The 13,952-nt window shown below is 63.5% G+C and carries 18 protein-coding genes; 8 read left to right on the top strand and 10 right to left on the bottom strand.

The features are described from left to right. Positions 1–5 precede the first annotated feature (5 nt). Positions 6–851: an LOG family protein gene (locus tag EN955_RS19260; protein WP_013528481.1), complete on the bottom strand. Its 846-nt coding sequence runs from the start codon at positions 849–851 to the stop codon at positions 6–8. 142 nt (positions 852–993) lie between these two features. On the opposite strand from EN955_RS19260, the gene dapD reads away from it, so the two are divergent. The 4 genes from dapD to EN955_RS19240 all read left to right on the top strand — a co-directional run bounded on the left by dapD (position 994) and on the right by EN955_RS19240 (position 3,440). After that, positions 994–1,848 (top strand): 2,3,4,5-tetrahydropyridine-2,6-dicarboxylate N-succinyltransferase, encoded by an 855-nt coding sequence (gene dapD, locus EN955_RS19255; protein ID WP_024502087.1) that lies wholly within the window; start codon positions 994–996, stop codon positions 1,846–1,848. Between the two features lie 72 nt (positions 1,849–1,920). After that, positions 1,921–2,283: a DUF805 domain-containing protein gene (locus tag EN955_RS19250; protein ID WP_013528479.1), complete on the top strand. Its 363-nt coding sequence runs from the start codon at positions 1,921–1,923 to the stop codon at positions 2,281–2,283. Then, on the top strand, positions 2,276–2,653 hold the full coding sequence (locus EN955_RS19245; RefSeq protein ID WP_024502086.1) for a DUF805 domain-containing protein: 378 nt from the start codon (positions 2,276–2,278) through the stop codon (positions 2,651–2,653). The genes EN955_RS19250 and EN955_RS19245 overlap by 8 nt, the downstream gene beginning before the upstream one ends. Before the next feature lie 13 nt (positions 2,654–2,666). Then, positions 2,667–3,440: a hypothetical protein gene (locus EN955_RS19240; protein ID WP_024502085.1), complete on the top strand. Its 774-nt coding sequence runs from the start codon at positions 2,667–2,669 to the stop codon at positions 3,438–3,440. On the opposite strand, the gene EN955_RS19235 is transcribed toward EN955_RS19240, so the two are convergent. Continuing rightward, complete coding sequence (locus EN955_RS19235) at positions 3,343–4,383, bottom strand: 2-dehydropantoate 2-reductase (RefSeq protein ID WP_024502084.1); 1,041 nt, start codon at positions 4,381–4,383, stop codon at positions 3,343–3,345. The genes EN955_RS19240 and EN955_RS19235 overlap by 98 nt on opposite strands. Positions 4,384–4,510: 127 nt before the next feature. Between EN955_RS19235 and dapE the strand changes: the two genes are divergently transcribed. Both dapE and EN955_RS19225 read left to right on the top strand, forming a co-directional pair. Next, positions 4,511–5,704 (top strand): succinyl-diaminopimelate desuccinylase, encoded by a 1,194-nt coding sequence (gene dapE, locus EN955_RS19230; protein WP_024502083.1) that lies wholly within the window; start codon positions 4,511–4,513, stop codon positions 5,702–5,704. Between the two features lie 5 nt (positions 5,705–5,709). Next, on the top strand, positions 5,710–6,345 hold the full coding sequence (locus tag EN955_RS19225; RefSeq protein WP_013528474.1) for a hypothetical protein: 636 nt from the start codon (positions 5,710–5,712) through the stop codon (positions 6,343–6,345). Here EN955_RS19225 and truA read toward each other — a convergent pair. From truA to def, 5 genes are all read right to left on the bottom strand, one after another. Further along, positions 6,312–7,082: a tRNA pseudouridine(38-40) synthase TruA gene (truA, locus tag EN955_RS19220; RefSeq protein WP_024502082.1), complete on the bottom strand. Its 771-nt coding sequence runs from the start codon at positions 7,080–7,082 to the stop codon at positions 6,312–6,314. The two genes, EN955_RS19225 and truA, sit on opposite strands and share 34 nt — an antisense overlap. A gap of 121 nt (positions 7,083–7,203) precedes the next feature. After that, entirely contained in the window at positions 7,204–7,710 is a 507-nt protein-coding gene (locus tag EN955_RS19215; protein WP_013528472.1) for an N-acetyltransferase, read from the bottom strand. Continuing rightward, on the bottom strand, positions 7,707–8,660 hold the full coding sequence (gene fmt, locus EN955_RS19210) for a methionyl-tRNA formyltransferase (RefSeq protein ID WP_013528471.1): 954 nt from the start codon (positions 8,658–8,660) through the stop codon (positions 7,707–7,709). The genes EN955_RS19215 and fmt overlap by 4 nt, the downstream gene beginning before the upstream one ends. Positions 8,661–8,776: 116 nt before the next feature. Continuing rightward, positions 8,777–9,019, bottom strand: a complete 243-nt coding sequence (locus EN955_RS19205; RefSeq protein ID WP_244506880.1) for a plasmid stabilization protein — start codon at positions 9,017–9,019, stop codon at positions 8,777–8,779. Positions 9,020–9,087: 68 nt separating this feature from the next. Further along, positions 9,088–9,618: a peptide deformylase gene (gene def / locus EN955_RS19200; RefSeq protein WP_024502081.1), complete on the bottom strand. Its 531-nt coding sequence runs from the start codon at positions 9,616–9,618 to the stop codon at positions 9,088–9,090. 103 nt (positions 9,619–9,721) lie between these two features. On the opposite strand from def, the gene EN955_RS19195 reads away from it, so the two are divergent. Then, entirely contained in the window at positions 9,722–10,993 is a 1,272-nt protein-coding gene (locus EN955_RS19195; RefSeq protein ID WP_024502080.1) for a DNA recombination protein RmuC, read from the top strand. Positions 10,994–11,013: 20 nt separating this feature from the next. Here the strand turns inward: EN955_RS19195 and EN955_RS19190 are convergent, their stop codons facing one another. The 3 genes from EN955_RS19190 to EN955_RS19180 all read right to left on the bottom strand — a co-directional run bounded on the left by EN955_RS19190 (position 11,014) and on the right by EN955_RS19180 (position 13,382). Then, positions 11,014–11,418 (bottom strand): GFA family protein, encoded by a 405-nt coding sequence (locus tag EN955_RS19190; protein ID WP_024502079.1) that lies wholly within the window; start codon positions 11,416–11,418, stop codon positions 11,014–11,016. Between the two features lie 61 nt (positions 11,419–11,479). Further along, entirely contained in the window at positions 11,480–12,445 is a 966-nt protein-coding gene (locus tag EN955_RS19185; protein ID WP_013528466.1) for a cation diffusion facilitator family transporter, read from the bottom strand. A 127-nt stretch (positions 12,446–12,572) separates the two neighbouring features. Next, a complete protein-coding gene (locus EN955_RS19180; RefSeq protein WP_024502078.1) occupies positions 12,573–13,382 on the bottom strand; it encodes a transglutaminase family protein in 810 nt (269 codons plus the stop codon). 312 nt (positions 13,383–13,694) lie between these two features. On the opposite strand from EN955_RS19180, the gene EN955_RS35900 reads away from it, so the two are divergent. Further along, positions 13,695–13,820 carry a hypothetical protein gene (locus EN955_RS35900; protein WP_013528464.1) on the top strand — a complete coding sequence of 42 codons (126 nt, stop codon included), beginning with the start codon at positions 13,695–13,697 and terminating at the stop codon, positions 13,818–13,820. The last annotated feature ends 132 nt before the right edge of the window (positions 13,821–13,952 follow it).

Here is a 13,952-nt window from a genome sequence, read left to right as displayed (position 1 = left end):
TTCCCCTACTCTCCTAACTTATAGAACCGGCTGATAATCCCCCACGCCTCATCCGCGGTGTCGACGAAGTCGATGATGTCCTGATCACCGGGGCTGATCGTGCCCTGCTCGGCGAGGAAATCGAGATCGATCGCCCGCTTCCAGAAGGATTTGCCGAACAGGATCACCGGCACGCGCTCCATGCGCCCTGTCTGGATCAGGGTCAGCGTCTCGAAGAATTCGTCCATCGTGCCGAAGCCGCCCGGAAACACCGCGACCGCCTTGGCGCGCATGACGAAATGCATCTTGCGGATAGCGAAATAATGGAAGTTGAAGCAGAGCTCCGGCGTCACATAGATGTTCGGCGCCTGCTCGTGCGGCAAGACGATGTTGAGGCCTATCGACGGCGCGCCGACATCGTCGGCGCCGCGGTTTCCCGCTTCCATCACGCCCGGCCCGCCGCCGGTCACCACGACATATTCGCGGTAATAGGAGGTAGCCGATTGCTGCGAGCAGAGGCGGGCGAATTTTCGCGCTTCCTCGTAGTATTTGCTGTTCTCTTCGAGGTTCTTCTTCTGCGTCTCGTTCTTGGCCGCCCAGGCCTCGCCGCCGGGTTCCGGCAGGCGCGCACCGCCGAACAGGATCACCGTCGAGCGGATGCCGCGTTCGGCTAGGATCATTTCCGGTTTCAGGAGTTCGAGTTGCAGCCTGACCGCGCGCAACTCGCGCCGCGTCATGAAGTCGGGATCGTTCCAGGCGAGCCGGTAGGTTTCGGCACGCGTCTGCGGCGTGTCAGGCACGCTCTTCGACCGCTCCAGATCCTCGTCCGAATGCGGCAGCGGCGTCCACCCCGCCTTTTCCATAGGAGTCATAACTACCCGTCCAATTCCCTTAACTGCGCCGTCCCGTGACGCACACGCGATTGACCCCCATTAAGCCTTAACATAGGGTCCGCGCGACTTTCAAAACAGGTTAAGGCTCAGCCCCTTAACAGCTTGGTAATGGAGCGAATTCATGTCGAAGCCCGATCTGGCGAGCCTCGAAAAGAGCATCGAGAAGGCCTTCGAGGAACGCGATGCGATTTCGACTGCGACGCGCGGCGAAACGCGCGATGCCATCCAGTCGGCGCTTGACCTGCTCGACCGCGGCGCCGTCCGCGTCGCCGAGCGGCAGGCCGACGGCAAGTGGCATGTCAACCAGTGGCTGAAGAAGGCCGTGCTTTTGTCCTTCCGGCTCAACCCGATGGAGATCATCAAGGGTGGTCCCGGCGAAGCGACGTGGTGGGACAAGGTGCCGTCGAAGTTCGATGGCTGGGGCGCTGTCGATTTCGAAAAGGAGGGCTTTCGCGCCGTGCCGGGGTCGATCGTGCGTCGCTCGGCCTATATCGCGCCGGGCGCCGTGCTGATGCCGTCCTTCGTCAATGTCGGCGCCTACGTCGATACAGGCACCATGATCGACACCTGGGTCGGGGTAGGCTCCTGTGCCCAGATCGGCAAGAACGTGCATCTTTCCGGCGGCGTCGGCATCGGCGGCGTGCTGGAGCCGATGCAGGCAGGTCCGACCATCATCGAGGACAATTGCTTCATCGGCGCGCGCTCGGAAGTGGTCGAGGGCTGCATCGTGCGCGAAGGCTCGGTGCTCGGCATGGGCGTCTTCATCGGCCAGTCGACCAAGATCGTCGACCGCGCCACCGGCGAGATTTTCTACGGCGAAGTGCCGCCGAATTCCGTCGTCGTCGCCGGAGCGATGCCGGGCAAGCCCTTTCCGAACGGCGAGCCGGGTCCGAGCCTCTACTGCGCCGTCATCGTCAAGCGCGTCGACGCCAAAACCAGGTCCAAGACCTCGATCAACGAATTGCTGCGCGATTGATCTTTGCGCAAAGCGGGCGCACCTTCCGCCGGCGCGACAATCGGTCGCGCGGGTTCATCATGGAGGGGTGACATGGACTGGAAGTATCTGCTCACAAGTTTTGACGGTCGCATCAACCGTGGCAAGTTCTGGGCCGCGATTGGCGTTTTCATCGTCATTGGCATCGTTGCCTTTATTCTCGATGCGATCCTCGGTACACGCATCACCACGGCCAGTGGCGCCCAGATCGGCATCATCGGCATTCTCATCGCTCTGGCCTCGATCTATTTCGCACTCGCAGTCTACGCCAAGCGCTGGCATGATCGCGGCAAGTCGGGCTGGTGGAGCCTGATCATGCTGGTGCCATTGATCGGCCCGATCTGGTTTCTGGTGGAATGCGGCATTCTCGAAGGCGCCAGGGGCGCCAATCAATATGGACCGGACCCGCTTGCCTGACAGATCAGATCTCACCTGGCTTTTCTTCAAAACCTCGGGCCGCGTCAGTCGCGCGGCCTATTTTCTTGGCGGGTTGCTCGTCGCCATCATCCAGGCCTTCCCGCTCTACCGCTTCACGCTGGTGCCGGAAGGTTCGGCCGAGAGCAACATGTGGTCGTTCATCTTCTTCGTCGCCTTCATCGCCTCGCTGTGGTCGAACATTGCCCTGGCGGTCAAGCGGCTGCACGATTTGGACAAGCCGGGCATTGCGGCGCTGATCTTGTTCGTGCCGGTGGTCTCGATCGTGGCCTTCCTTGTGTTGTGCCTGTTTCCGGGGCAGCCTGGACCCAACCGCTACGGCCGGCGCACCAACGAGCCAGCACAACCCTGAGGTTCGATCGGACATGCGCTACCGTACGCTTGATCCGAAACTGATCATCGAGACCGCAGAACGGCTGGAGACGCGCGTTGCGGAGCGTTTCCCCGATGCCGGCCTGCGCGGCGTTGCCGCCGAACTGGTCTCGCTGTCGCGCGACCTGGCACAGGGCGCCAAGGCCCTGGAAGCGCCGATCTGGTGGCTGCGCGGCCTCATCGTCGCCGCTGTCGTTGCCGGCGCACTGATGTTCATCTTCGTCGGCACCGTCCTGCCATTCGACCGCATTTCCAAACCGGGTGATGCCGTCCAGTCGGTGCAAGGCATCGAAGCTTCGCTCAACATGTTCATCCTCGCCATTGTCGGATTTCTCGCCTTGATCCGCTCTGAGGAGCGCATCAAGCGCAAGCAGGTCTTTCGCCAGCTGCATGGCCTGCGCTCGCTGATCCACGTCATCGACATGCACCAGCTGACCAAGGATCCGGCGGCGCTGTCGGCCGATTTCAAGCCGACGTCGCATTCGCCCGCCCGCATCACCAATGCCGCCGACCTGGCGCGTTACCTCGACTATTGCTCCGAAATGCTGTCGATCACCGGCAAGATCGCCGCATTGTTCGCGCAGTCGGTCAATGACGACGTGGTCATCGACGGCGTCAACGATATCGAGAACCTGGCGTCCAACCTGTCGCGGAAAATCTGGCAGAAGATCACGTTGATCGACGGCCGGCCGGTGCAACAATCTGCTCCGGCGCCAGGCCCGGCGAGCCAAGCCGCTCCGCTTCCGCTGCGCGCACCAAGGCGATGATCCGCTGAACCGTCGGCACGGGCGTGCCGGCCTTCCCCGCCAGCCGCAAGATGGCACCTTGCAAGTCGTCGATCTCCGTCGGCCGGCCGCGCTGAAGATCGTCCCACATCGACGAGCGCGCCTGCGGGTCGATCGCCAGCATGCGCCGCGCCAAGAGCTTGAACAGCCAGTCCGGCAGCCTGAGCACTTTCGGCAGCAGCGCCGGCCGCAGGCCGGCGATCCGCGCCGGCTCGATGCCGGACGCTTTCAGCGCCGTCAGCGCCTCGTCGATCTGGCTGGCCAGGATCAGCCGCCAGCGTCGGTCGGCCAGTTCGGTTGCCAGCGGCAGGCCGGAAAGCGCCACCAGCGCGTTGTTCAGATTCATCAGCAGCTTACCCCACAGCACCGCCTTCATGTCGCCATGCGCTTCAACCGCAAACCCTTCGACGCCAAGCAGGCCGACCAGGCCGGCATCGCCATCCTCGACCATCACCTTGCCGTCGCTGGCGCGGTGCACGCGCAGCGGCAGCTCGCCGTCCGGCGACTGCACCACATTGAACGGCACCATGCCGGCCAGCACCGTTCGCCGGCCAAGTCCGGCACGCAGTCTGTCGGCATTGTCGACACCGTTCTGCAGGCTGATCACCACGGCGTCGGGCCGGGCATGAGCTTTGATAAGATCCGCCATGTCCTGAGTGGCGCCGCTCTTGACCGTGACCAGGATCACGTCCGCCTGCGGCAGGGTGGCGGCCGGATCGGTGGTGACGGCAAGCGCCTCCGGCTTGATCGAGCGATCGCGGCCCTGGAGGTCGCTGACCCGCAATCCACCCTGCCGCAACGCTGCCTCGATGCGCGGCCGGGCCAGCAGAATGACCTTTCGGCCGGCCAGCGTCAGGCAGCCGCCGGCATAGCAGCCAATGCTGCCGGCACCGGCTATGACGATCCGTTTGTCCTTGTCTGCCATCCTGTCGCCCGCGCCGGGTCGCAACTATACGACATGAAAACCATAATATCGGCGGTATCGCCAGCCATGAGGCTGGCCCCTATGTCTGGCCGTGACAGGCCCTGCGCTTTCGACTATCGCTTTTGCCATGACGCTGCCCACCGATCCCGCCGAAAACCTCGCCGCCCTTATCCGTTGCGCTTCGGTGACGCCCGCTGAGGGCGGTGCGCTGACCGCGCTGGAGACGATGCTCAAACCGCTCGGCTTCCTGGTCGATCGGCCGGTGTTTTCCGAAGACGGCACGCCCGATATCGAAAACCTCTATGCAAGGCGTTCCGGCAATGGGCCGCATCTGATGTTCGCCGGCCACACCGACGTGGTGCCGGTCGGCGACGAAGCCGCCTGGACGCATCCGCCCTTCGCCGCCGAGATCGCCAATGGCGAGATGTATGGCCGCGGCGCCGTCGACATGAAGGGCGGCATCGCCTGTTTCATCGCCGCCGTGGCGCGCCATGTCGAGGCCAATGGCGGTCCGAAAGGCTCGGTCTCGCTGCTGATCACCGGCGACGAGGAAGGCCCCGCGATCAACGGCACGGTCAAGCTGCTCGAATGGGCGGCTTCCAGGGGCGAGAAATGGGATGCCTCTGTCGTCGGCGAGCCGACCAACCCGGATGCGCTGGGCGACATGATCAAGGTCGGCCGCCGCGGCTCGATGTCCGGCGCCGTCACCGTCAATGGCCGCCAGGGCCATGTCGCCTATCCCTTGCTTGCCGACAATCCGGTGCGCGGGCTGATGAGCCTGGTCGATGCCTTGCTGCATCCGGTTTTCGACAAGGGAACCAGGGATTTCCAGCCGACCAATCTGGAAATCACCTCCATCGATGTGGGCAACCCGGCCACCAATGTCATCCCGGCCAAAGCGACCGCGACCTTCAACATCCGCTTCAACGACACCTGGACGGACGAGACCCTGCAGGCCGAAATACACAACCGGCTCGACCAGGCGGCGAGGCGCAAGAAGTACCGGCAGGGCAAGAAGACGCCGGTCGACTACGAGCTCGTCTGGCGCGACCGGCCGAGCCATGTCTTCCTGACCCGTGACGACAGGCTGATCGAAACGCTGCGCGGCTCGATCAAGTCGGCGGTCGGCAAGGAGCCGACGCTGTCGACCTCAGGTGGAACCTCCGACGCGCGTTTCATCAAGGACTATTGTCCGGTGGTCGAGTTCGGGCTGGTCGGCAAGACCATGCACATGGTCGACGAGCGCGTCGCCATTGCCGACCTCGAGACGCTGACGCAAATCTACCAGCGCTTCATAGAAGACTGGTTCGGACAGGGCTGAACAGCATGCTTTCGGCGGACGAAACCCAAGCTTCGCTGACGGGCGCCTGGCGATTGATGCTCGGCAGAGCCGACGGCCTGCGCCTGCTCGACCTGTCGGCCGACGGCTTCTGGAATTCCTTCTTCGCCATTGTCGTTGCAGCACCGGCGCTGATCGTCGGCTGGGTCGGCATCGCCAACGAAATCGGCGATCCCGACGCCTTCGCGGGGCGCTTCAGCATGCTGGTGCGCCTGGCGACGGTCGACATCGGCTCCTGGGTGCTGCCGCTGGTTGCGCTCGCTTTCATCGCGCCGCGCGCCGGCATAGGCGGCCGCTTTGTCCACTACGTCGTTGCCAGCAACTGGGCTTCGGCCATCACCGCCTGGCTGATGCTGCCTTCGGCGCTGATCCGGCTTTTCCTGTCGTCCGCAAGCCAGGTTTCGAGCCTTGTGTCGCTGTTCCTCTTTGCCCTTTCTATGGTGCTGACCTGGCGCATGACAAATGCCACGATGGGCAGGGGCGCAGCGGTCGGCACGGCCGTTTTCGTCGGCATGTTCATTGCGTCGCTGCTGGTGCTGTTCGGCCTGCAGACGTTGCTCGGCATCACCGTCCCGGACGATGTCGGAGTTCAGAGCCTTTCCGGGCTCGTCTCGACCGGATAATCGACACCGGAGAGAAACAGCCCGTCGGGCGGCGCCACCTGGCCGCAGGCGGCGCGGTCGCGCGCCTCGAGCGCCGTTTTCAGGTCGGCCGCGCTCCAGCCGCCGTCGCCGACACGCTTGAGCGAGCCGACCATCGAACGCACCTGGTTGTGCAGGAACGAGCGCGCCGAAGCCCTGACCTCGATCATGTCGCCTTGTCGGCTCACATCGAGCCGTTCCAGCGTCCTGATCGGGCTGTTGGCCTGGCACTGGGTCGAGCGGAAGGTGGTAAAGTCATGCCGTCCGAGCAGGACCTTTGCCGCTTCGTGCATGGCGCCGGCGTCGAGCCGCTTCGGCACCCACCACACCTTGCCCTTGTCGAGCGCGGCCGGCGCGCGGCGGTTCAGGATGCGGTAGAGATAGTGGCGGCCAATGGCCGAGAAGCGGGCGTCGAAACTGTCGGAGACCACCGTCGCTTTCAGGATGGCGATGCGCGCCCCGGCCGCCTGCAGATGGGCGTTGACGGCATCGCGCACCTTGTCGCTCGGCCACGCCTTGACGAGGTCGACATGCGCCACCTGCGCAGTCGCATGCACGCCGGCATCGGTGCGGCCGGCGGCGCGCAGCCTGATCGCTTCGCCGCAGAATTTTTCGATCGCCTGTTCGATCGCCTGCTGCACCGAAGGCTGATCCGCCTGGTGCTGCCAGCCGGCAAACAGGCTGCCGTCATATTCGATGTCGAGGCGAAAACGCGGCATTTGCGGCTAGAGCTCTCGCCTCGAGCAATTCCAGGAAAAGTGTGAAACGGTTTTCCGTTCGGAATTGCGTTAAAACAAAGAGGAGTGCAGTTCGCCGTTTCCGTGAAAACGGCTGACTGTTCTACGCGGCGAGAGCGGTGAAGGCGGAGGCGTAGACCAGCCTGCCTGCTTCTGGCGCGTCACCCCAGGCCAGCGCCTGCAGCGCTTCGCCCTGGTATTCGCTTTCGAAGTTCTCGGCACGCGTGTGGCTATAGCCGAAACGCCCGTAATAGGTGGGGTCGCCCAGCACCACGGCCAGCGTCTCACCACCATCCTTGAGGCGGATATGCGCCTCGCGGATCAGCGCGCCGCCAATGCCGCTGCCATGGAACGAGGGCTCCACCGCCAGCGGCGCCAGCGCTACGGCCGCGAAGGTCTTGCCGCCATTCTGGACGAACAGCCGCGAAAACAGGATATGGCCGACCACCTGGCCGTCCTCTTCCGCAACCAGTTCGGCAACCGCGTCGCCGCCGGTCACCAGCGCGTCGACCAGACCGGCCTCCGCCTGCTGGCCGAAAGCGTGTTCCTCGACGAGGCGGATGGCCTCGCGATCCCGCGGCGTTGCCGCGCGTATCGACATCATGCTCATGAGAATTTCAGTCCTTTTTCGATCTTGGCCCCGCGCAGGAATTCCGACGCGGCAGCGGGCTTTCCGCCCGCCCGTTGAACTTCGACCAGCCTGATCGCGCCTGCCCCGCAGGCGACCGTCAGCCGGTCATCGAGAATTCCTCCCGACTCGCCCAAATCTTCCGAAGGCGACAGGCCTTGCGACAGCGTCGAGCGAAGCAGTTTCAGCCGCTCCTGGCGGCCGCCAATTCCTATCTCCGACCAGGCGCCTGGAAAGGGCGACAGGCCACGAATATGATTGTGGACCTCACTTGCCGAGCGAGTCCAGTCCACGCGAGTCTCGGATTTATCGATTTTCTTGGCGTAGGTCACCCCATCCACAGCTTGTGTGGTGAATGTCAGGGTGTTCCCTTCCAACCGCGCCAGCGCTTCCACCATCAAGGCAGCACCGACACTCATCAACCGATCATGCAGATCGCCGGCTGTCATATCGGGTTCGATGGCGCACTTTTCAACCAGCCCGACCGGACCGGTGTCCAGGCCCTCTTCCATGCGCATCACCATCATGCCGCTTTCCAGGTCACCGGCCATGATGGCGCGCTGGATGGGGGCGGCGCCGCGCCAGCGCGGCAGAAGCGACGCATGGCCGTTGACGCAGCCGAGCCGGGTTGCCTCCAGAACCGCCTTCGGCAGCAGCAAGCCATAGGCGACGACCACCGCCACATCGGCCTGCAAGGCGCGAAAAGCGGCCTGTTCGGCCTCGCCTTTGAGCGAAACCGGCGTCCGCACCTCGATGCCCAGTCGCTCCGCCTCGCGCTGCACCGGCGACGGCGTCAGCTCCAGCCCGCGTCGTCCGGCAGCGCGCGGCGGCTGGGTATAGACGGCTGATATCTCATGGCCAGCCTCGGCGATCGCGCGCAAGGTCGGCACCGAAAACTCCGGCGTACCCATGAAGATGACGCGAAGGGGCATTTTTTCTTCCGGTATCCTGTCTTCTTGCTCGCGCAGTGTGCCGGCTCAGGCATCCGCTTCAAACGGGTTTACGAGCTTTAGGTCAAGGCCGTCGAAGTCGCGGGACGACCGTCGCGCTATCTTTCCGCTTCGATCTTCTCCATGATTTCCGCGTATTCATCGCCAATTGCGCTTTCAGATACGAAAGCCGAGCGAATTGCAGCCCACGCCGAGAGGCTCGACTCCTCTCGGGCCGGCCTCTCCGCAACTATGCCTTTGCGCAGAAGGCCGATGGCCTTGTCCGAGACGCTTTGGCCGACCTCGCGCGCCGCCAGTTCGATCTCGCGCTTCAAAGGCTCAGGAATGTCCCTGATCAGCATGTCGACCGTCGGCATCTCCATTTGGTGGCAATCCTGCCGACAATAGGCCTGGAGGGGACTCCCGTACCTTATCCCGCGAGCTTGCCCGGCGCCTTGTCCCTGGCGAGCTTCTTGAATTTCTTTACCACCATGTCGCGCTTCAGCTTCGAGATGTGATCGATGAACAGGACGCCATTGAGGTGGTCGATCTCGTGTTGCAGGCAGGTCGCCATCAACCCCTCGGCCTCTATCTCCTGCAATTTGCCGTCGCGGTCGAGATATTTGACCCGCACGGAGGCGGGGCGTTCGACCTCGGCGTAATAATCCGGGATCGACAGGCAGCCTTCCTCATAGACGGAGCGCGCGTCGGCGCTCTCCAGGATTTCCGGATTGATGAAGACATGCGGCGCCGGCGTCTCGTCTTCCTTGGCGAGATCGATCACCAGCAAGCGCAGCGGCTCGCCGATCTGGATTGCCGCCAGCCCGATGCCCGGCGCATCATACATGGTCGCCAGCATGTCGTCGGCTAATTTGCGCAAAGGCGCGTCGACACGCTCTACGGGCTTGGAAACCTCGCGCAGGATGGGGTCGGGAAGGATGATGAGCGGCTTGATCGGCATGGCGTTCCACCTAAGACCTCCAGCGAAACGCGTCAACCGGTTGGCATCAGGCGCGTTCACGTTTTGATCTGTGCTATCGCGGCGAATCGTCTATGCTGTCCACATGAATGATTTGAGCACCATCCTTTCGGAGCCTGTCGCCCGGCTTGGCGCCACAACGATCACGCTCGGCCATGCGCTGGCCTTCGGCGTTTTGCTGTTTCTGGCCCTGTTCGTGGCGCTGGTCATTGCGTTGTGGCGGTCGGCCAAGGCGCGCGCCGTGGCGGCCGCGGAAGCCGCCGATCATGCCCGCGATGCGGAAGTGCGGATGGCCGGCATTCTGCAAAGCCAGGCCGAAATGCAGGGCCGCATGGGCGCCATTGCGGAAGTGTTCGGCGCACGGCAGGCGGAACTGACGCAATCGATCGGCCAACGCCTCGACGCCATGACCGGCCGGCTCGGCCAGACCATGACCGAGCAGACCAAATCCACGCATGAGAGCCTGGCCAAATTGCAGGAACGGCTGGCGGTCATCGACGTCGCGCAAGGCAACATCCAGTCGCTCGCCGGCCAGGTCGTGCAATTGCAGGCGATCCTCTCGAACAAGCAGACGCGCGGCGCGTTCGGCCAGTCGCGCATGGAGGCGATCGTTGCCGACGGCCTGCCGCACGGTGCCTATGAGTTCCAGGCGACGCTGTCGAACGGCAGCCGGCCCGACTGCCTGGTGAAGATGCCGAACGGCGCGCCGTCGCTGGCCATCGATGCAAAATTTCCGCTGGAAGCCTGGAACGCCATCCGCGCCGCCGATGGCGCCGATCTGCAGAAGGCAGCTTCGCAGGCCTTCCGCCGCGACATCGAGATACATGTCCGCGATATCTCGGAAAAATACCTGATCCAGGGCGAGACGCAGGACACTGCCTTCATGTTCGTGCCGTCGGAATCGGTGTTCGCCGAGATCCACGAGAATTTCGAGGCGATCGTGCACAAGGCGCACCGTGCGCGCGTCGTCATCGTCTCGCCGTCGCTGCTGATGCTGTCGATCCAGGTCATCCAGGCGATCCTCAAGGATGCCCGCATGCGCGAACAGGCGCACCTGATCCAGGGCGAGGTCATCCGGCTGATGGAGGATGTTGCGCGTGTCGATGAGCGGGTGCGCAAGCTGCAGGTGCATTTCGGCCAGTCGGCCAAGGACATCGACGACATACTGGTTTCGACGTCGAAGGTCACCAAGCGCGGCCAGAAGATCGAGGCGCTGGAATTCGGCGCGCAGCCCGACGGCGATGCCGCCGTAGACGCCGCGTCACGGGGTCCCGCCGCCAAGGTCGATACCGGCGCGCGCGTTGCCGATTCGAAAACCGGGCAGCTCAGGCTGAGGGTCGTCGAAGGCGACGATTGAGGCGCGGTGCCGGACCGGCGCTACTGCTCCTCCAACGTGGTCATGCCCTGAAATTCAGGCAGCCAGTGCAGCGCCGAGCGGTGCCATTTCTGCTGTGTCGGGATCAAATCCTGGCGCTGCCGCGCGGTCCCCACGCGAATTCCATAGACCTTCGGACCATCTCCGACAGACGTGGCGTAAAGATGCGAACCGCAGTCGGCGCAAAAGGCCTGGGTGCGCTTGGCGCCGCTCGCCACGATCTTGATGTAGACTTTCGGCGTGCCCTTGGTGATGCGATAGTTGCTTTCCGGCGCCGGAACCGTAAGGCGAAAAGCCGTGCCAGTCAGTTGCTGGCAATCCGTGCAGTGGCAGATCGTGGTCTTTTCCGGATCGACCTCCGCCTCGTAGGTGATGGCGCCACAATGACAGCCGCCGTCTATTCTCATCTTCGTTCCTCCAAAGCCCCTTCAATCTAGCGGCGCAAGGCCGTGAGGCAATGGCACGGTTTTAGTCCAGGGCAGGATCGGATGCGGAATCGATCAGCCTGCGCCGCTGCTCCCAGGTGCCTGACGTCTGCGGCTTGACGAACAGCCGTGTGATCTCCGGCATTTCCTTCTTCAACTGCGCCTCCAGGCGCTCGACGCAAGCTTCGATCTCGGGCGCCGTCAAATGGTCCTCGAACTCGATGCTGAGCCCGGCGACGATCTCTGTCGGCCCCATATGGACGGTCAGGACGCCGTTCGCCCGCTGCACCGCCGGATCCTGCTGGGCGATCGCCAGCACTTTCATCTGCACCTCGGGCGACGCCGGCTCGCCGATCAGCAGGCCCTTGCTTTCGCGGGCCAGGAAGATCGCGGTCGCGCCAAGGATCAGCCCGATGCCGATAGAGGCGGCGCCGTCGAGCTCCGGCATCTCCAGCAGTTCCGCCGCCAATATGCCGGCGAAAGCGACGATCAGGCCGAGAAGTGCCGCACTGTCCTCGAACAGCACGGTGTAGACGCTCGGATCCTTGCTCGACTGCACGGCCTGCAGCCAGCCTTGCCTGCCCTTCTGCCGGCGAAACTCCTTCAGCGCCACCCACCACGAACTGCCTTCGAACAGGAAGGAAAGGCCCAGAACAATATAGTTGACCTTGGCGTTGGCGACCGGCTCCGGCGCCATGATATGGACCACGCCTTCGTAGAACGACACGCCGGCGCCCAGCGCGAAGACGAGGAGCGCGACGATGAAGCTCCAGAAGTAGAGTTCGCGGCCGTGGCCGAGCGGATGCGTGCGATCGGCAGGGCGAGCGGCGCGGTGCATGCCGTAGAGCAGCAGGCCGCCATTGCCGGTATCGACCAGCGAATGGACGCCCTCCGACAGCATCGCCGAACTGCCGGTAAAGGCGGCGGCGGCGAACTTGGTCAGCGCGATGGCGAGATTGCCGGCGAGCGCCGCGTAGATCACCTTTTTTGAGCCGCCGTGCCCGGCCATGGCATTTGCCCCCGTTCAAGGCGCAGTCTAGCGGCCAGGCCGCTAAAGCTCCACAGGCATCACACCGTGCGAATGTCGGGTCGTCCACGGCAGCGGCCATGAGAGATCGGTCTATGGAAAACGGCGACTACTCGATGATCTCGCTGGTCCACACCTTGAAGCCGGCAAGCGTTCCCGGGCCGAAAATATGGGTCAGCGGCACGTCGGCGGCGTCGCGGCCGGAGGCGATCAGGATGCGGCCGATGCGCGGTGCATTGTTGCGCGGGTCGAAGACATGCCAGCGGCCGCCGAGATAGACTTCCATCCAGGCGCAGAAATCCATGCTTGCCCATGGCTTCGGCATACCGATGTCGCTGATGTAGCCGGTGCAATAGCGCGTTGGGATGTTGAGTGCCCGGCAGAAGGTGACGGCGAGATGCGCGTAGTCGCGGCACACGCCGCTCTGTTCACGATAGGCTTCCGCCGCGGTGCGCGTCGGCCGTGCATTGCCGTAGTTGAAGACGATGTGGCTGTGGACGAAGTCGCAGACCGCCTGCACGCGCGGAATACCCAGCGGCGTGTTGCCGAACAGCCGCCACGCCTCGTCAGCCAGAAGGTCGCTTTCGCAAAAACGGCTGGGCAGCAGGAACAGCAATGTGTCCGCCGGCAGGTCGCGCACCTCGTGCTGCCAGGCCATCAGGTCGCCCATCTCGAAGGTGCCGGGGTCGCGGATCACCGCGTCGGTGCCGAAGGTGAAGCGCCCGGGCGGCGCGACAAGCCGGTTGCACCAATTGCCGAAACTATCGCGATAGCTTTCGATCGGCACCGGTGGATTGGAGATCAGGAAATCCGGCCGCTCGAGATCGGAGGTCCGCGAATAGTGCACATTCAGCATCGCGATGAGCGGCGTTTCCTGCGGAAAGTCGAAGCTCATCTCGCAGCCGATGTGGATTCGCATTGTCGTCCTGCCGGCCTGCCTGACGATCACCCGGCGAAGCTCGGGTCGATGCTGCAGTGCGAAAATGACCATGGCACGGACCGCCATGGTTTACGAGCAAATTAGAGCAATTCCAGGAAAAGTGTGAAGCGGTTTTCCGTCCGGAATTGCGTCAAAACAAAGAGTTAGAGCAATTCGCTGTTTCCGCGAAACGGTGAATTGCTCTAGAAACCGGTTGAAAGCGATCCGCTGTCGGCGGCAACAGTCGCTAACCCCTTGCGGTCGGGCGGTTCTCTTGTTTCACTTGGCTTCTCACATCAGGAGGAACGAATCATGGCTAAAGGTGCGATGAAGGCAGGCAAGGAAGCCCGCAAGCCGAAGAAGGACGCCAAGAAGCCCGCTCCGGCTCCGGCGCTGAAGGCGCCGCCGGTCAAGGCGATGAAGCTCAAGGACAAGTAGGTCCGGCGATCCACTTCGCAATAAGATTACGGCCGGCGACACTTGTTGCCGGTCGCTGTTGCTCGAGCGCCCGAAATTCTTATATTGGCGTGGCGGGGACGACCTCGCGCTTCCCCAAATCCGGACGGGACG

It is taken from the genome of Mesorhizobium sp. M7A.F.Ca.CA.001.04.2.1 (assembly GCF_003998485.1).
Classification (GTDB): Bacteria; Pseudomonadota; Alphaproteobacteria; order Rhizobiales; family Rhizobiaceae; genus Mesorhizobium; species Mesorhizobium ciceri.
This window is presented reverse-complemented; position numbering and strand designations above follow the sequence as displayed.